At 32.6% G+C, this 21,068-nt stretch carries 10 protein-coding genes; 2 read left to right on the top strand and 8 right to left on the bottom strand.

Going from position 1 to position 21,068, the window contains the following annotated elements; genetic code table 11:
• Positions 1-7 precede the first annotated feature (7 nt).
• Positions 8-2,461, bottom strand: a complete 2,454-nt coding sequence (locus tag Q0684_RS02790; protein WP_299012517.1) for a BNR-4 repeat-containing protein — start codon at positions 2,459-2,461, stop codon at positions 8-10.
• Between the two features lie 111 nt (positions 2,462-2,572).
• Complete coding sequence (locus tag Q0684_RS02785; protein ID WP_299012516.1) at positions 2,573-6,031, bottom strand: glycosyl hydrolase; 3,459 nt, start codon at positions 6,029-6,031, stop codon at positions 2,573-2,575.
• A gap of 269 nt (positions 6,032-6,300) precedes the next feature.
• Here Q0684_RS02785 and Q0684_RS02780 point away from each other — a divergent pair, with 269 nt between their 5' ends.
• Together Q0684_RS02780 and Q0684_RS02775 are read left to right on the top strand one after the other, a co-directional pair.
• Positions 6,301-7,233, top strand: coding sequence for a hypothetical protein (locus Q0684_RS02780; protein WP_299012515.1), 933 nt, complete (start codon positions 6,301-6,303; stop codon positions 7,231-7,233).
• A gap of 513 nt (positions 7,234-7,746) precedes the next feature.
• Positions 7,747-8,673 (top strand): hypothetical protein, encoded by a 927-nt coding sequence (locus Q0684_RS02775; RefSeq protein WP_299012514.1) that lies wholly within the window; start codon positions 7,747-7,749, stop codon positions 8,671-8,673.
• Between the two features lie 453 nt (positions 8,674-9,126).
• On the opposite strand, the gene Q0684_RS02770 is transcribed toward Q0684_RS02775, so the two are convergent.
• The 6 genes from Q0684_RS02770 to Q0684_RS02745 all read right to left on the bottom strand — a co-directional run bounded on the left by Q0684_RS02770 (position 9,127) and on the right by Q0684_RS02745 (position 20,972).
• Positions 9,127-9,813 carry a hypothetical protein gene (locus tag Q0684_RS02770; RefSeq protein ID WP_299012513.1) on the bottom strand — a complete coding sequence of 229 codons (687 nt, stop codon included), beginning with the start codon at positions 9,811-9,813 and terminating at the stop codon, positions 9,127-9,129.
• A 4-nt stretch (positions 9,814-9,817) separates the two neighbouring features.
• A complete protein-coding gene (locus Q0684_RS02765; RefSeq protein ID WP_299012512.1) occupies positions 9,818-13,654 on the bottom strand; it encodes a T9SS type A sorting domain-containing protein in 3,837 nt (1,278 codons plus the stop codon).
• A gap of 172 nt (positions 13,655-13,826) precedes the next feature.
• Positions 13,827-16,013, bottom strand: coding sequence for a beta-xylosidase (locus tag Q0684_RS02760; RefSeq protein WP_299012511.1), 2,187 nt, complete (start codon positions 16,011-16,013; stop codon positions 13,827-13,829).
• Between the two features lie 171 nt (positions 16,014-16,184).
• Entirely contained in the window at positions 16,185-17,321 is a 1,137-nt protein-coding gene (locus tag Q0684_RS02755; RefSeq protein WP_299012510.1) for a glycoside hydrolase family 88 protein, read from the bottom strand.
• A 7-nt stretch (positions 17,322-17,328) separates the two neighbouring features.
• Positions 17,329-19,599: a glycoside hydrolase family 3 N-terminal domain-containing protein gene (locus Q0684_RS02750; protein ID WP_299012509.1), complete on the bottom strand. Its 2,271-nt coding sequence runs from the start codon at positions 19,597-19,599 to the stop codon at positions 17,329-17,331.
• A gap of 11 nt (positions 19,600-19,610) precedes the next feature.
• Positions 19,611-20,972, bottom strand: coding sequence for a family 43 glycosylhydrolase (locus Q0684_RS02745; RefSeq protein ID WP_299012508.1), 1,362 nt, complete (start codon positions 20,970-20,972; stop codon positions 19,611-19,613).
• Positions 20,973-21,068 lie beyond the last annotated feature (96 nt).

Raw genomic sequence — 21,068 nt, 5'->3', positions numbered from 1 at the left:
TATATTTTTAGTTAATGACTAGTTTTGAATGAAAAGACTTGTTATCATCTGATAAAACATTTATGATATAGACACCAGATGAAAAAGTAGTACTATTTATTTCTAAGGTGTTTGTATTTGATCTATTTTGATACACTCGTTTACCTAGCATATTATAAATTTCCACTCGTTCAATTTTATTTATATTTTGTACTGAAATTGTAAAGTTTCCTTCAGCAGGATTTGGATAAACCTTTATAGATGTAGCGTTTAAAATTTCCCTATTAATACTTAATGTTTGGCTTGTAGACACGGCTTCCCATTTACTTCTATCATCTGTATCGGAAGCAGCAATATTGGTTACATTACCATCTGCATCATAATATAGGTATCTATTATTATCTTTTGATTCAAATCGAAACGTATCATCAGTTTCATTGTAATGGATTTTCCAAACTTTATCGGAATCGTTTGATGGCGATGCTTTACCAGTACTTACCACGAAAAAAGGTTTCGTTCCATTTTCGAAACCTGAACCTGGCGCTCTTAGTATACCAAAAGTTTCGCTATCTATATTATAATATTCTCCTGCTTTTACAAATGTCCAATGCGTATTTGTTTCTTCCCCAGAATCACTCATAGATACAGGAACAGCACTTCCTCCAGCGTCTACTAAGAATTTTCCTGTAGCAACATTTTTTAATCTATAGGTATCAAAAGTTAAATCTGATTTATCTACTGCTATAACTTCTATAGTAATTTCTGAAGATGAAATACGCTCTCCACTTGTTTTGTAAGCGTCTGCTTTTACAGCGTAAGTTCCTGGAGCACTTGGAGTCCAATCTAACAAATAAGGTTTTGTTGTGTCTTCTTGAAGCAAAGTATCATCAACCATAAATGCTACCTTTGTAATTTCTCCCTCATCTGCAGTTGCATTTGCAAACAATTGAATATTCTGTCCTTCTCTAAAACTCTGATTATCTGTTGGTGTTACCAAATTTACAGCAAAAGGCTGTGGTCCTGTAACTATGTTTAAATCTATTATTTGTAAATACGTAGGTTGTGTATCATCATTATCAGATGCATTATTCTCCAATAAATAGTAGTATAATTTACCATCAGAAATATAAACTTGTCCTTTTCTAAAACGTTTGCCAGATGTTGCTTCATAAACTCTTGTAAAAAGATTTGTACCTCCTGGAGCTTGTTCTACAAAAGGTCTTCCTGAAGAATTTAAACCAATAATATATACGTTACCTCCTGCTGAGTACAAAGTTTCTGCTCCAGAAAAGTCTGTTGAAGTGGTAAACTCTGAAGCACCTGCTGCCTTATACGTATGTACCTGTTTCGTTACATTATTTTCATTATCCTTTACTCTACCAATAAAATGAACATCATCATTATCAGTAACCGTCCAATCGAAACCTTGTACCATATAAACTTGATTAAGCCCTGTGGTTTCAACCAAATCTCCAGGTTCTGAAATTTTTATTAAATCTGATTTAGCCAAAGGTCTTGTAAAACCAGTTCCTTTATGGTCTTTCCATTGTGTTAAACCACTTGGATCATCTGAATACGCATAATAAAAACCATTTTGATATTGGTATTTATCATTTCTAACATTAGCTCTTTGCTGAAAACCGACTCTTATTTTTCCATTTAGATATTTTAAATCTCCATATAAACCCCAATTGTATGGGCTACCATGACTAGAGGCACTTGTTCTATTAAAATCTGTATAACCTTCCCAATCATTACCATCATATTTAGCGAATAGAAATTTACCATTTTCAGAAAAACCAAATCTGTTTTTCATAAATAAATCGCCTTCATCGTTGGTAAAAAAAGCAGGATATGTTAATAATTTGGTAGTATTATCATCTGTAATACCTGGAAATCTTAAATGTTTGTAATTATTGTTAGGTGATTGCACAAATAGATCTAGCGTAAACTCATCATCTGGCACTGTAGCTGCATTTGGTGTAGTGTAAGAATATCTTAAATAATCATTTGCAAATGCGGCAATTCTTCCATTTCTATGCATATCATACACCATGTGAATTGAGCCATTTTTTGGAGAAATTCCAATGGCAATAGTATTGTGCGTTTCTCCAATCCACCATTTGCCTTGAAAACCAGTATGTCTGTGAGGAAATTCAATTGTTTTTTGAACTCCTGTTTTTTGATTGTATCGCGTTAGCATTACATGTCTGTCTTCTTTTCCTCCTCTATACCAAGTTAAAAAAACATAATCTCCAAAAACTTTAATACAATCTCCATGAGGTGTTAAGGCAGCACCAAAAGAATAATCATAAGCATCATTTACATTTTGACGTGTACTATTCTGGTTTCTAACACCATTAAAATACATTGCCAGATCTGTTATTTTCACCTCTTTTTCTAGTGTTACTTGAGCCTCTGTAATAAAGGAAATGAGGACTAACACTGCGAAAAATATAGTTCTGAAAGTAATTTTCTTCATAAATTAATAAATATCATGTTATTAGCGCATTAAAATTACTATTTTGCACATAACATTGTATCCTGAACTATCCTGATAAAATTAACTATATTCTTTACTATATTAACATGACTACTTTTTAAACGCTATTATTACAGGTCCAATTAAACCTGCTTTTTCCAATTCAGTTTCGTTATTTCTTGGACGTGCAGTAGTCCAAGTTTTTTTAGCTCCTTTTGGTCGTTTGTTGTCAAATATCAACTGATTTCTCCAAGTGTTGGTTACTTTAATTTCCAATTCGTTTTTACCAAGCTTAATTTTATCTGTAATATCGAACTCAAAAGGTGGTGCCCATTTTACACCTACTTTTTTTCCATTACACCAAACCTCTGCAATATTGGCAACTTCACCCAAATCTAAAACCGTTGTTTTACTTGCTTCTTTAATTTCAAAATTTTTGGTGTATGTTGTTGTTCCAGAATAATGTTTAACCGCATTATTTTCTAATGCTGTTAAAGATTTTAACTCATTAATGCTAATAGATTCTGGAGTATCCCATCCTTTTTCAAAAGATAACTTCCAATTATTTTGAAGTGATTTTTCTTTAACCTCGATGGTTATTCTGGTGTGTGGCGTATTGTCATGAAAAAAGTAATCTCCAGAAATTGAAGCTGTAAACTCATCTGCTTTCCAAGATAATTTAGGATAATCTTTTGTTGTGTGTATTTGATACCATCCTGTTTTGGTGTCTAAAACAGTTTTATCTTTAAATGTAATTTTCGACACGATTGATTTTTTATCACTTTTAGAAAACACAACAATTGTGCTTCCGCTTGCGGGTAAAGAAACAGCAACATTGGTTCTGTTGTTTTCAGACTTCCAAACTTTCGCATCTTGCTGATTTCCTGTAAAAGCATCCCAAATTTGAGGTGCTAAATTAGCAATTCTAAAACTTAACGAAACATCAACTGGATTTTCTTCTTTTGAAGCTATAAAATAGATGTGAGCATCTTCTGTTTCTCTATGAATCCAATTGATATCTAAATCTTTAGAGACAATTACGTCTTTTTCAATTTTTTCTGATGCTAAAACTTCGGCAATGCTTTTGCCCCAGTAAACCCGACCTTTTCCTATTTGTTTTACGCCGCTTTTTGTTGTTCCCCACAATTCATCTGAAATTGATTTTAGTTCTTGTAAATCTTCTTCATCATCCATTAAACTTGGAGAATCTATAGGTTTGTTACCCAAAATAACAGCTCCATTTATTACTAATTCTTTCAACTTTTTTAAGGTTGATAACAACATACTTTCTGAATCTCTTAGTTTGATAATTCTATAATCTCCGCCATTTTCAACGTGAATTTTATCCTCTTTAATACTAATTTTTTCTTGTAAAATTTCTGCATTTAAATAATCAAACCTGTATCCTTTTGGAAATTCATCTAAATCAAAAGGCGGACGTTCATAATGATCTCCATAATATCTTAAAACATCTGCAACATATTCTCCTTGTTGCAGCACATATTGATTTCTAGACAAATATTCTATCCATTCTGGCATATATTTCCACCAAGTTTGCTGTCTTACAAATGGAAAACCAATATTGCCTCCAAAGCTAGAACCTGGATAAACATCTGTTTGTGGTGTATGCGAAAATGTATGAAACACCAAATGATTCACCCCTTTTGCAAAGTTATAATCGATTAAATATTTTACAGAAAAAGGATGTTCGTTCCATTTTACACCAACTTGCGTACACGCTTCTGCCGCCAATTTTGGTTTATTGTACAAATGCACTGCAGAGGCTGCATTAAAAATTGGTTTTGCATATTCATTTTGTGCAGATGGTGCTTTTGGATACCAAAATTCTGTCATAGGAATATCGCTAACACCATAATAACGCATTGGATCTACAGGTAAAACCTCACCTCCTGCACCTTCTGTATAGACTTCTGCGCCCATATCGTGTGCAACTGTTGCAAAATGTTTGAAGAAATTATCAATAAAAACCTCATCCATTGTATGGCGTAAATCTCTTAAAAATTTGGTTGTTATTGCTTTATTTTCGACAATATACCCCATTGTAGCTGGTAAATATTTCTTTAAACCATAGCCTCTTCTTGTCTCAAACTCGCTAAACATATCTTCAGAATTTATGGTCCAAGTTGGCACGTGACTTTCCCAACTATCAATTAACAAACCGTGTAATTTACCATCTCCAATTGGGCCACCAGGTTTTATCAAATCGCCAATCATTCCATTTCGCAAATGATTTTCTATGGCAATTTTATCTAGTTTGCTAGACTCCCAACCTGTTGCTTCTGGTACTGCAGGTTTGTTTGTCAATCTCATATTAATATGTCCAAATCGTACAATTGTCCAATTTCCATTAGGAACATTCCAAGTTAGTTTTCCATCATCAGATAATTTATCGGTTAAGTTGATGATATTCTTAGATTTGATAATTGTGTTTTCTGCATAATTATAATCAACTTCTTTTTTTAAACGCCTTAACACCTTAGCTGCTTTCGCTTCGTGATTGTGTAATTTGGGTTTAGAACTTAATCTAATTGATTCTGGAGCAATATCGTGTGTTCCTAAAAACGTAAATTTAAAAGCTGTAGCACTCGTTTCTGGAATTGCTAATGTTAAGTATTTACGTCTATCATTCCAATTGGCGTCTGGTATTTTTACGGTTGTTACTTCTTGGAATTTATCAGCTACTTTGGCTTCAACTTTAATAGCAACATCAATTTGAGGGTAATTTGTCCCCATAATAAAATGACGAATTTGTGGAAAAACAATAGATCTCAAAGTAATTTCTTTATCAAACGAAGTTTTTACCCAAGTTTTTTGGTTTTTTACTTTTGAAATTCCTGTTTTTCTATACTGATCTAATGGTTTGTCTAAACGTGTTGTTTTACGAGTTACAATTAATTTTGAAGCTGGATTAAAAATCGCAGCCCAAGGAACTGAGTTGTTATTGGTTTCAATATTTGTTGGATTATGAGTTTTTACATCCGCTCCTTTTGGAGTTGGAAAAGCCAAAACCTGAATATCTTTGTAATCGTAATCTGGAGTATGGTACAAAGCGTCAATTTCTAAATTTTCATCAAATTGTTTTCCTCCAGAAATATGATAGGTTGTTTCAACAACTTCACGTTGTGCTTCTGCTGCTGGCACCCAAGGACCACCAGTCATAGACCAACCAGGACAATTTTGCATCGTAAATTTTAAACCTAGACGTTGGCATTCGTCAGCAGCAAAACGAATCATATCTTCCCATTCTGGTGATAAAATTTTAATTGGTTTTACATTTGGAAAAGCACGACCGGCTTTGTTAAATAAATGGATTCCTTGCAAGCCTGCATCTTTAATAGCTTGTAAATCTCGTTTTAAACCTTCTTTACTAATGTTATTTCCATTTAAATGAAACCAAGTTTCTGGGTGGTATTCTTTTGTTGGAGATTTGAAGGTTTTAGATAATTCTTTTAAGTTTGGACTATAAGTCTTGTTTTTAGAATGCTCTTCTTTAGTCTTGCAAGAAAAAATTATTAATATTAAAAGAAATAAGGTGTATTTACGCTTCATTTTTGCATATTTTGAGAATTCAATAAAACTGATTTTCCGCAGTAGAGCATCCTGTCGTATCAGGTAAAAAGTATAATAAAACCCAATTAACTGCGTTTATATTATAGACTCATCCTTTTACACTATGAATAAGCATTTTAAGGTTGACTATAATTTAAAACTAACATTAGTTTAAAATAAAATAATTTCCACCTTAAAATTATAAAACAGCATTCATCAGGATAGTTTAATACAATTATAATATTATTTTTCTAAAAATTTTTAGCATTATGTATACATCAAAATTAAATATTAAACTAAACGCAATTACTGCCTTAATTGTTTTAACTACCATTTTTGCTTGTTCAAGTGAAGAAAGTGAAGGACCGGAAAGCATATCAATTGAAGATTTTGAAATTATTGAACAAGTGCCAGTAGTCGTGGCAGCTGATGAAGATACAGGGTCTTACGCAACATGTAATGCTGATGGAGCAAATGAGACTAGAACATCAAATGATTTACCAAGCCCAGTTAATGTAGGTTTAATAGATGACAGAAGTTGTTACGCTAATTACAAAGAAAGCGTTATTGATGGTACAACATGGGGTATTTATAATATTACAGCTGGATCTAATAACCAAGATGCAGCAAACACCTTAGACCCAAGAATAGAGCGTTCTTTACCAAGGGCTGTAAGTACTAAAATAGGAACCTATGTTAAATTTACAGGAACCTTTAGAATATTAGAGGTTGCTGATGCTAGAGGAACAAATCAAGATGGTTCTTATATAGCGCAAGCCAAAGGAAAGCATTCAGGAGGTGGTGGCTCTATAGACCCTGCCATTTGTTTGTACAGAGCTTATCCCGTTTACGGTGTAGGCATAAATGCCGATAAACAAATAGCATTTGACATCTATGCAGAACGTATTTTAGAAAGAGGTGGAGAAGGAACTAGTGGTAGAGAAATTGTTTTACTAAAACGTGTAGATAAAAATGCACAAGTTGACTTTGAATTAGAAGTTGGTTTTAAACAAGACCCAAACAATGCTTCTAAAAAAATACACTATTGTAACGCTGTAATTGGTGGTGAAACTTTTAACTGGGATATTCCTGAAGCTGATAGAGCAACAGAATCTAAAATTAGATATGGTGCATACCGTGTTAAAGGTGGTAGAGCTCAAATTAGATGGGCAAATACCAAATCTGAAAAAGTGGAGATCTAAAATTACTCTTATTTTTTTTAGAAATTAGTTGCATTTTTTTTAATAAATATGATCCACTACAAAAGCAAATAAATTTAAGTTTACTTAGTTTTTAGTGGATTTGTTTTTAATTTATATCAACATAAATAATGGACAATTAAAAATGTTCTTATTAAACATAGTAATTATGCCAATAAACAATTTACTACCAAGTTTAATTTCTTATAAAATTACTTTAGCGCTTGTTAAGAGCAATTTTACAAGTCTATAAATTATAAAGCTGTTAAATAAGACAAATACCTCCTTTTTTTATTCAAATATCTATTTCACCAAAGCTTATTTAAACAAGTTGTAAATTGGAACTTCTTCTCTAAATGTAGCTTGTTTGCATTTGATCACCATTATGTAAAGTGCTACTTACTAGGCTATAAGATAATTACTGTCTATCATTCCATAACTTAGTAGTTTCAATCAGCATTCATCAGGACAGTTTATTGCAATAATTTTACTAATTTTATAAAAAAGTATAGAAACATGAATAAAACAAAAATAAATTTTAGGTTAGGTACCATTAAAATGTTAGTTATTTTAACTACCATATTTGCCTGTAGCAGTGAAGAAGATAGTGGACCCGAAGGTGTATCACTTGAAGATTTTGAAATTATTGAACAGGAGCCAGTGGCAATTGCTATAGATGAAGATACAGGAGCTTATACTACTTGTAATGATGATGGAGCAAATGCTACTAGAACAGATGGAGACCTACCAAACCCTGCTAATGTAGGAACTATTGACGATAGAAGTTGTTATGCAAATTACAAAGAAAGCACTATTGATGGAGTTACTTGGGGTATTTACAATATAACAGCTGGCTCTAATAACCAAGATGCCGCAAATACATTACAACCAAGAATTGAGCGTTCTTTACCTGTAGCAAACGCTAAGGTAGGATCTTTCGTAAAATTTAAAGCAGATTTTAGAATACTAGAAGTTGCAGATGATGGTGTTTTTAGTAGAAATGGTTCTTATATCGCGCAAGCTAAAGGCCAACATACTGGTGGTGGAGGCTCTCCAGATCCTGCTATTTGTTTATACAGAGCACATCCTATTTACGGCGTAGGTATTAATAAAGACAAACAAATTGCATTTGATATTTATGCAGAGCGTATACTGGTTCGTGGTGGATCTGGAAGCGGTAGAGAGGTTGTTCTTTTAAAACGTGTAAACAAAAATGAAATTACTTCTTTTGAACTAGAAGTAGGTTTTAAAGCAGACCCAAGTGATGCTACTAAAAAAATACATTATTGTAATGCTATAATAGGTGGTGAAGCGTTTAATTGGAATGTTCCCGAAGCTGAAAGAGGAACACAATCCAAAATTAGATATGGGGCTTACCGTGTTCCAGGTGGTAGAGCACAAATTAGATGGGCAAATACAACACACGAAAGAGTACAAAAATAAAATTCATTTAATTTCTGTAAGAAATTAAGGACAGTCTTTTTCAGTAAAAGATTGTAAAATCAAAAAGCCAGTAAATTTTATTTACTGGCTTTTTGATTTTACATATTATTTGGTTTATAGTCTCATTAAATGACAAATATTAGAAAATATGCTTAGTAAATTTCTTTGCAATAAATATTAAAAATTCACCATAGATCTCATATCTTAATATGGCATTCAGTTATCTAATAAATTGATTTTAAAAAAGCTATTTTTATAATGACCTAATGCTATTAAGAAATAGAGCTTAATCGAAATAAAGCAATTATAAATTGAAAACATTTACAAACTTTAACCCACTAGAAACCGCTTTAAACAATCATTTCAAAAAAATCTTAGCTATCGTGTAAATCGTATTTTTTCTAAAATACTTGCATTATAAAATACCACTATTCAATTAAAGCTAACAATTGATTAATTAGTACTAAAACTCCAAACTTGACCTACTGTTGTACCACCATTGTTATCTTTTACTAATATTTTAAAATAGTAAGTAGTATTGGCTACTAAATTTGTAGCTTCATAAATAGTTGAAGTCTGATTATCTGACACTTTAGTTGTTGGATCTATATTTGTATCTAAATACACATCATAAGTTAATGGATCTTCATCTGCATCACTAGCACTCCAACGTAATATTGTATTTGTTCCAGAAATTTCTGAATCCATACTTGGAGATATTAATTCTGGAATAAAAGGTAAATGATTACGTTCTGGATCTCCTTCCGTTAAAAATTGACTAACTTCTGAGTATTCACTTTCAGCATTATTTGCATCTATTGCTTTAATTCTCCAAAAAAAAGATAGTCCTTTTTCTAAGGTAATTATTCTTGCTGTTCCGTTTGAAACGGTTACGTTCTCAATAACACTTTGAAAATTTGAATTATCAGCAATTTGAATTCTATAAGTTAACGCATCTCCTTCTGGATCTTGTGCGGCATTCCACTGAAAATTTATAGCATTATCTACACATAAAGTGTTGCTTAAAGGAAAAATTTTAGTTGGAATAGATGGTGCCATGTTCTCTGGTTCTTCATCATTTCCGCAAGAATACACTAATAAAAGTGCAAATACTAGGTAAATATAAGTGTGTTTCTTCATCTTATTAATTCTTTATTAGTTTAACAAATACTGGTTTGTCTGCATTCATTTTTACAACATAAACGCCATTTGGCATATTACTTATATCTAAACTAAGTTTGCCATTAGTAATCGTATATGTTCCTTTTTTTATTAGTTGAGATCTGATATTATAAATTTCTAAATCAACATTTTCTAGTTCTGTTGACACAAAAATGGCGAAGTTTCCTTTAGATGGATTTGGATATGCCCTAACATCTTCAAGTAAATCTATAGTCTTAGATAAGATTCCTTGACAAGCACTTTTGCTTTTTACCTCTATATTGTCTCCATTATTAACGCTTATAGAAAAATCTTTAAGTTGTGTTTCAAAAAGAACTTCTCCATTTTTAATTACCGTAAATGGTGCTTCACCTTCTGCTATAGAAATTTCTGCAGAACTTTGTTTACCTACAGCTATTTTACCTGATAAAGTTACGCCTCCTGCTACTGTTAATTCATAAAGTTGTGGAGCGTCTACTCCTTCTGTGGTTATGGCCAATTCATAAACTCCTGGCTCTAAATCTTCAATAATTGTGCTATTATTAAAAGGATAATTAACACCATTTAAAGTGGCTGTATAATTACCATTTACTGCTGCTGTAATATTAATACTCCCATTACTTTTATCTACACAGGTTTCTCCTAAAACTTCAACAGTAAAATTATTAGCTGATGCTGGTCCAGTATAAACAAAATCTAAAGTAGATTCTTGAAAGGCTTTATCTTCTTCATCTGCGACTAAAGTGTTGTCTAAAAATTTTAATTGCTCACCTTCACCAATATACATTGCAATATTTGTTGTTGATGAATTAGGCTGCGATCTAACAATAGCATAACGCCCTGTAAATTCAATTTCATAAGCATCTAAAATTAGTGTTTCTACATTTGTATCATTCGCAATAATAATGTCTCTAATTTCTTGGTTGTTCACACTAGATAAGACTTCTAAACCAACAACCTTACCTTCACTATAAATTAATTGTGAAGATACTATTGTGCTTTGTGCATTTCCAGAAGGCTCGTAAAGCGCTACAAAGGGTTCGTCCCAAGCTTCACCATACTTCCGCATAATAAACATTTGGGTATCCTTTTCATCATAGCCATTTCTTACTTCTTGCGTTGGCGGTGCCAAAGCAGCGCTATATTCTTTATTAATACCTCCAGGCACGTTAACATGCAAATAATCATTTGTTGCTTGTAAATGAAACCTCGCTGTAACTGGGTTACCTGTTAGTGTTGATGTTCTCGCGCCAGAATACCATTTCCAACCTGGTTGTTCTCTATCATCTCCAACATCATTTTGATATCTGTTTGGCGTGCTTGTTAATGCCAATGGACTTGTGCCAGATCTAATTTGCATTACATCTCCTAAACCATGAAACAAATAATCATGAAAATTATTTTCATCATTAGAAAATGACCTAAATATATCTACATAATAACCAGTTGTTGGGCTTGTACGCACGATACCATTTGTTCTTAATTGATCTACATCGTTTTGATTATCATCTAAAAACTGTGCTGAAAAATTAAAATTTTCTGCTATTGGATCTATATCTACCTTAGGTTCTGAGGCTTCTAAAACTATAGGATCTACAATGTTTTGCCAAGTACTAGCTCCATTAGTTTTTGGTCCTCTACCAGAAGTTCCGTTTACAATAATTGTGTTATGTGCAGCATAAGAAACTGCGTATTGCTCATGAATAGGTGTACCATATTGACTTGGAGAGCCTCCAAAATCTGGACCTATAACATAGCCTGCTCCATAAATTTCCATATCTAAACCTGTAGCGTGTGCGTGCACGTAAGTGCCACCTCCTGTATAATACATTAATCCATTTTGCAAATCATTTACACCAGAATAATTACGTTGCATTACAACACCTGCATGAGCTGCAGTAATTGTAGTACGTTTAATTTCGCCGGTAGCTGGTACTGATGCATCTATATTTACACCCCAAAGTAATTGTAACGGATTATGCCATTCTAACCTTTGGTTGAAAATCTCAGGTCTATAGCCGCCCTCTTCTGTATAAATTTTTTGCAGTGTTGAAGCAGCTCTATCCTTTAAATCCGTAAAATCTTTTCTATCTGCTATTTCTAAAACGCTTCTAAAAATATGAGCATGATCTGTAAATGTTCTTCCAATATCTCCAAATGCAATTGTTGCTCCATTTGGGTATAAGTAATTTTCATAGTCAAATATACTTTCTAATAAGTCTTTATTGTCATCTATAATATTTAACTCTGGCTTATATCTATCAACCACATTCATTAATTGAATAAATAACGCGTGCGTAAATTTGGCATAATTAGCTGCTTCTGGCCACAAACGGTCTTCGTCTGAAAATTCACCTAACATCCAATTAATACCTGGTTGATTACTATTAGCAGCACCATTCATCAATAAATTAAAATAGGCTTCTCTTTTAGCATCATCTCGCATACACATTACACTGTACAGAGCACCTGGTAATTCTAAAACAGGATGATTTGAACCATTACCGCCTACTTTTATTACATTTTCTGTCATTACCTCTAATGCTTTTTGGGCATCATCAAAATTAAAAGGAACTTGACTTCTAGATGCTAAATCATAAACAGTTGTACCTTCTTTTGAAAGAAAAGGTTCTACAAAATCATAGATCATTGCAACTCTTGTAAACAATTCTCTACATTGTATTAAATGATTAAAATTTGGAGCATAAAACTCAAGCGTTACTGGGTTTCTGTCTTTAAGCAATTTTACATATTCATTTAAAATATCTGAAGCAAGCTGAGCGTATTTTTCATCTTCCGTTAGGTAATATAAAATGGCTGATTCTGCACCAATATTTAACTTTGTTCTGTGTGTAGTTCTGTTACCTGGTATTGCAGGTATTGCCGAAATCTCTGAAGAGGGATTATTGCCATGATTATTTGCTATAGCACTATTACGAGTTTGTAATTGCGTAAACAAACTATTAGCCCAACTAAAATTAGAAATATTATTTAATATTTCTTGTTTATCTGAAGAAGACACCCAAATATGTGGGTGTGTTAAAGACGCTGTTCCAGAACTTCCTGTATCTCCTTGACTAGTATTTAAAAGGTCTTTAAACACTATATTATCAAAAGAAAAAGTACCCAAACCTGAACGAGATGTTGCTTGAATTTTAAAACCAGTAATATCTGCTTTTGGTGAGGCTGTATTTCTTAATGGAAAATTATCTATAACTTTTACTGTGCCCACCCAAACTTGCATTCTTTCTGCAGGAATGGTTGTTGAATTGCCATCTGGAGCATCAAAATCTTGACTACTACCAGAATTATTTATAATAAATGTTATGCGCTGCTTTCCTTCAAAAAAACTTGAACTTGGTGCACCATTTATGTTATCTACAGTTGTTACTCTAAATTCGTTAGATCCGTCTCTCCCAACAATTCCTAGACGACTTGCAAATGAAGAATTCCTTCCAAATGAGGCGTTAGAAAAAGTATTCCCTATAAAAATGTTAAATAAAGGATTTTGCGTACCCGATTCGTAATTTTCTAACTCAAAATCAAACTCAAACTGCACTAAAGTTGGATTTTCAGAAAAATTAAAATTTCTATAGGCAAACATTGTAGCTGGTGCAGTTCTTTCAAATTGTAAAGCTCCATTAGTTATTGAAGTAACTAAGCCAGATTGCCCTTGAGTTAAACCGTTGAATTCTCCAATACTAGGCACAACACTTACATAATCTGCAAGATCTGCTGAGCTATCAAAATCTTGAATAAATAATTGCGCTTGAAATAAACTTGGCAGCGTAAGAAGTAATATAAAAATAATTTTTTTCATCGATCTTATTTTATAGAGTTGAAAGATAAATTCTGAAGCTTGTGCAAACGTCATGCACTATCCTGTTATAAACTGTTAAATTATATGCTTAAATTTAGTCGAACGAAATAAAAAAACCTTTCAATAAAATTATTGAAAGGTTATAAAAACTTATTCTACTGTGCAAAAGCGATTATTTCACTTTTAAAGTTGCTTTTTGCAAATCTTTTTCTTGTGATGATGCTCCTACAGAAATTGTAAACGTACCAGGTTCTACCACTCTTTTCATTTGTTGATTTAAGATATTTAATTCATCAAAACCTAAGGTAAACGTTACGGTTTTAGTTTCTCCTGGTTCAAGTGAAATACGCTCGAAACCTTTTAGCATTTTGTTATAACGCCCAACAGAAGCAAAATCATCTCTTACATACATTTGTACTACTTCATCTCCTGCTCTATCTCCAGTATTGGTTACATCAACAGAAATGGTTGTACTTCCATCTACACTTATTGATGCATCTTTAAATTTAGGAGTACCATATTTAAAAGTTGTATAGCTTAATCCATAGCCAAAAGGGAATAATGGTGTTTTATCTGCATCTTTAAATTGCCCTTTTCCAGAACCAATAAAATCTGGTCTTTCTAAATAGGTTACAGGAACTTGCCCAACAGATCTTGGGAAAGAAACAGTTAATTTCCCTCCAGGGTTTACATCACCAAAAATAGCATCTGCAATAGCATCTCCAGAACGCATACCCAAATACCAAGTTTCTAAAATTGATGGTATATTTTCTGCCACATAATTAATAGACAAAGGTCTACCATTTATTAAAACAGCAACTACAGGTTTACCCGTTTTATGAATTGCTTTTACCAATTCTTTCTGTACGCCATATAAATCTAAATCTGCTCTATCTACTCCTTCTCCGCCAGTTCTTCTAGAACCTCCAATTACTAAAACCACTGCATCCGATTTTTTTGCTGCTGCAATTGCTGCTGGAAAACCATCTTTAGAGTTGCTTAACAAATCGCAACCTTTTGCGTAATTGATTTTTACTTTATCGCCTACTTTTGCTTTAATACCATCTAAAGCAGAAACATAAAATGGAGGCAAACCAGAATAGCCACCTAATAAAGAATAGGTTCCTTTTTTAGGTTTATTTTCATGTGCATTTGGCCCAATAACTGCTAATGATTTTATTTTAGACATGTCTAAAGGCAAAACATTGTTATCATTTTTTAATAGAATAATAGCTTTTTTGGCCATTTCATAAGAAAACTCTTGGTGTTCTTTTGTACTTGTATATACAGTTTCTGTATCAATTTCTTTTGGTTCTGCATCAAATAAACCTAACTTATATTTTGCAGTTAAAATACGCGTTGTAGCTATATCAATATACTTCTCCAAATCTGGGTTTTGTGTTATGGTATCTTTTAAGACTTTAGAATTATACGCTGCTAATTTCTCATTTTTTCCAATAACTAAATCCATATCAACACCTGCCTCTAAACCTAAAAGGGCAGATTTTGTTCTATTTTCAGCAATAAAATGCATGGTTCCTAACCTAGCAATATCATTATTATCAGAAACAATTAAACCATCAAAACCTAATTCATCTCTTAAAATATCTTTAAGCAACCAAGTATTCATGTGATTTGGAACGCCATTATAATCTTGATGACCAGGCATTAAAGAACCAATTTTTGCTTCCTTTATAGCTGCTTCAAAAGGTGGTAAATACACTTCTCTTAATCTACGTTCAGACATATCACTAAAACCTCCGTTAATTCCACGTCTATTTTCTGGGTAACCAATAAAATGTTTTGCTGTTGCCATTACATGATTTTCATCAAATTGCTCATCACCCATTCCTTGCAAACCTTGTATAAAGGCAACGCCCATTCTAGAAACCAAATATGGGTCTTCTCCATAAGATTCTTCTACTCTTCCATATCTTGGGTCTCCAGAAATAACATCTAAATTAGGTGAATACGTATGTGTAACACCTAAAGCTCTTGCTTCTATAGCTGTTTGTGAAGCCATTTTTTTAACCAATTCTGGTTGCCAAGTAGAGGCAGCTGCAATAGCTTGAGGATACACAGTTGTATTTCCATAATAATCTAAAACTAACCAAACTCCATGTAATGCTTCTGCATACTTCATGTAAGGGATCCCTAAACGCTCATTTGCAGGAGCATCTTGCGTCATTTCAGCAATTTTTTCATCCAAAGTCATTTTACCTAGTAAATCTTGAACTTTGTTGGCAATCTCTTTGTCTTTTTCACTTTTTTCAGAAGTTTGATTTTCTGAAGTACATGCAAAAAAGAAACTGAATAAGATGGCCGAAACAACTATTTTTCCTTCTATTGTATTTTTCATATTTTCTTTTGATGGTTAATGGATATATTTATATTTAATATCAGATAATTTATTGCGTTAAAATTACTTTTATATTCACAAAAAGCTATCCTGTTTTATCCTGATGTATTTGTCAAAAAAAAATCGAGAACTTAGTTCTCGATTTTTAAGTTTTTTCATGGAATTAAAGTATTATTTTAACTTTAATACTTCACTACCTGCTAGTAAAAAGGCACCAGTTCCAAAGTTTTGGTAACTATCTTTAGAAGCTGGCTCTGGAAAAGCACCAATATTTTGTACCCAACCTACTCTACCATCTTCATGCTGGCAAGCAGCTAAGCCTTTCCAAGCTTTTTTTACTGCTGACGTGTATTTTTTATCTAATAAACCGTTGTTAATTCCCCATGCTAAAGCAAATGTATGAAAACCACTACCACTAACTTCTCCATGATCATAAGATTCTGGACTTAACAAACTCGTTCTCCACAAACCATCTTCAGATTGAATTGCTAATAATTTTGCAGCCATTTCTTTATATAAATTTACATAGAAATTTCTGTGTTTGTAATCTTTTGGCATATCATCTAATAACAAAGCTAAACCACCAATTACCCAGCCATTTCCTCTAGACCAAAATATCTTTTTCCCATTTGGTTCTTTGCTGTCTTTTCCATCTCCTTGCCAAACATAACGCATATCTCTAGCAAATAAATTTTCTTCTTTGTCATACAATCTATTATACGTTTCCATATAAAATTTATGCATTGTATCTAAATATTTAGGCTGATTTGTTTTTTTAGCATACAAATTAATTACAGGAGGTGCCATAAACAAAGCATCACACCACCACCATAAAATAGTTTCTCCTTTGATGTCTTTAGACTTCCCACTTGTCCATTTATTTGGTTCATATAAATGTGCATCTAAAAACTTTTTTGTAGGCTCTAAATCTACAAAGTTTCTTCTTTTATCTGTTAAAGCAATATATAGGTAACTATAAGAAATGGCTACATCATCTGCATGATAAACACGCTTGTACGTCTGCCAATTATTACCAACTGCTTGGTTTTTTAAAGCAGCCATATACATCATGTCCTTTGTTGTTTTATGTGCTCTTGCAACGCCTGTGTAGTAAGCTCCGTTTGTCCAATCTGTTGGATGAATTGCAAAAATAGGATGTGTTTCTTGCCACTCTAAGGCTTTAATCATCGATTTTTGAATTGCTTCATTATCTAAATCAATTGATTTTTGAGCTACTGTATTTTGTGATACTGAACAACTAAAAAGTGTTAGTGCTACAGCTAATAATGTTAAGATTGATTTGTTCATTTTAAATCTATTTTTTTAATTTAAATTTTGCTTCTAAGTTTTCACTAGATGAAGTTCCTATTTTTACGGTATAATCTCCAGCTTCTAGTACTTTTTCCATTGAAATACCCGTAAACTCTAACATTTTTGGAGTAATGGTAAATGAAACTGTTTTGCTTTCTCCTGCTGCGAACTCAATTTTCTGGAAACCTTTTAATTCCTTATCTGGTCTTGTTACAGAGCCAATTTCATCTTTAAGATACATTTGTATTACCTCTTTTGCCTTAACATTACCTTTATTAGTAACGGTTACACTAGCTGTAATTTCTGAATCTGGTGTAATTTCTGCACTTGATAATGTAATATCAGCATATTCAAAATCACCATAACTTAATCCGTGTCCAAAAGGATAAATCGGTCCTTTTTCTAAGAATAAATATTCTTTTTTATAGTTGATTTCTTTCATACTATAATGATAAGGCAATTGCCCAATTGATCTTGGAATAGTAACTGGTGATTTCCCTGAAGGAGAGACATCACCAAAAATAATTTTGGCTGTAGAGTGGTCTCCAAATTCACTTAAATCCCAAGTATCTAAAATTGCATCTGCGTGTTTTGCAATTGTATTTATAGATAAGGTTCTTCTATGTTTTAATACTACAATTACTTTTTTACCTAAAGCTGTAATTTTTTCTACCAACTCATCTTGAGGACCAACAGGATCTATTGTAGCTCTATCTCCTAAAGTACTGTTGCTAAAATACGCTTCTTTCGCAGTATATTTATCACCTCCTAAAAACAACACTACAACGTCTGCTCTTTTAGCTGTATTTACCAATTTGGCAATTGCTTTTGGGTCTCTATCTAATAATTCTGGAGCACCTCCTCTTTCATTCGTTAAATTAAACCCTTTTTCTGCCATAAATTTCACGTTGCTATTCCCTACAGCAGCCTCAAACATTTCTTTGGTATTCTTTTTTAATAAAGGACCTAATAATGCTACTTTTGTTGCTTTATTTTTGTTTAAAGGCAATGCATTTTCTTCATTCTTTAATAAAATAATAGACTCTAAATCAGATTCTTTTGCCAATTCTAAAGAACTTGCTGCACGAACACCCTTTTTAGTTTCTTCTAAATCGATATAAGGATTATCAAACAAACCTAAAATGAATTTTGTTCTTAACACACGTCTTACAGATCTGTCTATTAGTTTCTCTAATTCTGGATTTTTTTCTACCATTTTTGGTAAATAAGAATACGAATCTTCTGCATATAAATCGATATCTATACCTGCTTCTAAACCCATTTGCGCGGCTGCTTCTGGAGTTTCTGCAACACCCATAAAATAATACAAACGAGCAATATCGTTAGAATCTGAAACTACATAACCATCAAAACCCCAATCGTCTCTTAAAACACCTGTTAATAATTCTTTGTTTCCATGAGATGCTACTCCATTTAAATCTCCATGAGAAGCCATAATTCCTAATGTTTTTGCTTCTTTAACTGCCGCTTCAAAAGGCGGATAAATTTCATCTATTAAAGTTCTTTCAGAAATTTCTATAGCTGCAAAGTTAGAACCTCCTAAAACTTGGCCATAACCTGCAAAGTGTTTGGCAACAGCACCAATATGTGTTCCTGCTCCTAAACCTTCGTAATTTCCTTGCACACCAATAATTGCGTTTTTAACCATTTGTGTGGTTAAATACGTATCTTCTCCGAAAGCCTCACTCATTCTACCAAAACGTGGGTCTCTAACAATATCTGCTTCTGGCGAATGACACATGTGCATCCCTCTTAAACGTGCTTCTCTACCTACAACATCCCATTGTCTTTGTACCAAATCTGGATTAAAAGACGCCGCAGAAGTCATTGGTCTACCAAACAACGTACAACCAGCTGCATCTACACCATTATAAGATTCTGTTACAAATAAAGCAGGAATACCCCATCTGTTGTTTTCAATAATGTATTTCTGTAATTCATTATTCATTTTTGCTGCAGCCACAGGATCTATGTGTTCTCCTGGGTTTTTAATACCTGCAATACCTAATTTTAATTTTTTAATTACTCTTTCAGATAATTTTAAATTTCCATTTTCGTCTGGTTTTGTACCAATATTTGCATGAAAAATTCGCATTTGTGCAACTTTTTCTTCTAAAGACATTTTTGGTAAAAGCGCTTCTACTCTCTCATCTATAGATAAAGAGGCGTCTTTGTAATCTTTTTCTGTTGATGATGATTCGCCACAGGCTTGCAACAGCGTTGCACCTAAAAACAGGACTAGTAATTTTCTCATTGGTTTTTTTATTATTTTGAAAATGAAAATGAATCGATTAGTAATTGATTATTGTTTAGTTGATTTATTAAAAAATAAAGGTTTTCTTTATTTTTTAACGATTTCAAATTTATGTTAAATTCTTCCTTTTTTTCTGAATTTCTTGTTAATTCAAACGTTTGTTTGCCTATAATTTCTCCATTAATATGATCTCTCACTACTTTAATAGAAAATTTGCCAGATTTTTTCCCAGTCACCTTAATTGTAAGCTTCGTTTTATTTGCTAAATTCTTTACGTTTGTATAATAAACATAACTTTTATTAGCTTGGGTTTGCATACCAAAACCATTTTCAGTTTCAATTTTAGAAAATCCTTCTGCTTTAAAGTAATCTTCTGCTTCTATTTTTTTGTTTCCATTGTAATTGGCAACACCAACACCATCTACTCTTATGGTTGCCATTTCTCCGTTTTCTTTATAATGCACGTAACTTATAAAAGTATCTCTAAAATATCTGTTTCCTGTTTGGCTAATATCACAATAGGTATAATACCATTGGTTATTCCATTCAAAAAAAGAACCATGTCTGCCTTGTAAAAAGCCATTTGGCCATGTAGGCGCATCATAACCTTCTGCAAAACTTTCTTGTTTTATTACGGAATCTTTATAATCGTAAGGTCCGTATAAATCATCTGCCATAGCATAAAAACAGCCCCAAGATAAATAGTATTTATCTTTGTATTTGTGCACAAAAGGCTTGTCGTCTGTAGGTTTTTCTGAATTTTTACCATCTTGATTGTAAGGCCCTCTAGGATTATTTATAATGATTTTTCTTGGCTTTTCTGCCAAACTAATCATGTCGTAATTTAGTTTTGCTATGTAGTAATCCCAAACACCAAAAATAATGTAATGCTCGCCATTTTCTTCAAAAATAGCCATATCATATTCGTCTGTTGGTGTTAGTTCTGAGGTTAGCAAAGGTTTCCCTAAAGGATCTTTCCAAGGACCAACAGGTGTATCTCCTACAACAACTCCTGTTTGCTGATTTCCTTCAGAAAAATACCAATAATATTTGCCGTTTCTAAAAGCGACGTCAGTTGCCCAACTTCTGGTAAAGTTTTTATCGCCAATGTAGGTGTCTTCTGGTTTTAAAACACTCCTTTTTGTCCAATTCACTAAGTCTGGAGAAGACCAAATCCACCAATCTTCCATAATAAATTTTTTATTATTTATGGATTTGTCATGTGAAGCGTAAACATACGCAGTATCGTTAAAAATATGAATATGAGGATCGTTTAAACCTTTATTTGGCACAATAGGATTTTGCGCCTTAACAGTTGCTGAAAGAAATACAAATATGATTGTCAATACTTTAAAAACATTAGAATATATCATATTTATAAACTTCTTTGTAGACTATTTTAAATTTTAAAAATAGATGCTAAGAATAGAAAAAGTATCCTGTACTATAATGGTTAAAGTTAGCTTTTT

Source organism: uncultured Polaribacter sp. (genome assembly GCF_947503875.1).
Lineage (GTDB): Bacteria > Bacteroidota > Bacteroidia > Flavobacteriales > Flavobacteriaceae > Polaribacter.
This window is presented reverse-complemented; position numbering and strand designations above follow the sequence as displayed.

Coding starts and splice junctions, on each gene's coding strand:
- Q0684_RS02745 (WP_299012508.1), bottom strand. CDS start 20,972: ATGATATATTCTAATGTTTTTAAAGTATTGACAATCATATTTGTATTT.
- Q0684_RS02760 (WP_299012511.1), bottom strand. CDS start 16,013: ATGAAAAATACAATAGAAGGAAAAATAGTTGTTTCGGCCATCTTATTC.
- Q0684_RS02785 (WP_299012516.1), bottom strand. CDS start 6,031: ATGAAGCGTAAATACACCTTATTTCTTTTAATATTAATAATTTTTTCT.
- Q0684_RS02750 (WP_299012509.1), bottom strand. CDS start 19,599: ATGAGAAAATTACTAGTCCTGTTTTTAGGTGCAACGCTGTTGCAAGCC.
- Q0684_RS02790 (WP_299012517.1), bottom strand. CDS start 2,461: ATGAAGAAAATTACTTTCAGAACTATATTTTTCGCAGTGTTAGTCCTC.
- Q0684_RS02775 (WP_299012514.1), top strand. CDS start 7,747: ATGAATAAAACAAAAATAAATTTTAGGTTAGGTACCATTAAAATGTTA.
- Q0684_RS02765 (WP_299012512.1), bottom strand. CDS start 13,654: ATGAAAAAAATTATTTTTATATTACTTCTTACGCTGCCAAGTTTATTT.
- Q0684_RS02755 (WP_299012510.1), bottom strand. CDS start 17,321: ATGAACAAATCAATCTTAACATTATTAGCTGTAGCACTAACACTTTTT.
- Q0684_RS02770 (WP_299012513.1), bottom strand. CDS start 9,813: ATGAAGAAACACACTTATATTTACCTAGTATTTGCACTTTTATTAGTG.
- Q0684_RS02780 (WP_299012515.1), top strand. CDS start 6,301: ATGTATACATCAAAATTAAATATTAAACTAAACGCAATTACTGCCTTA.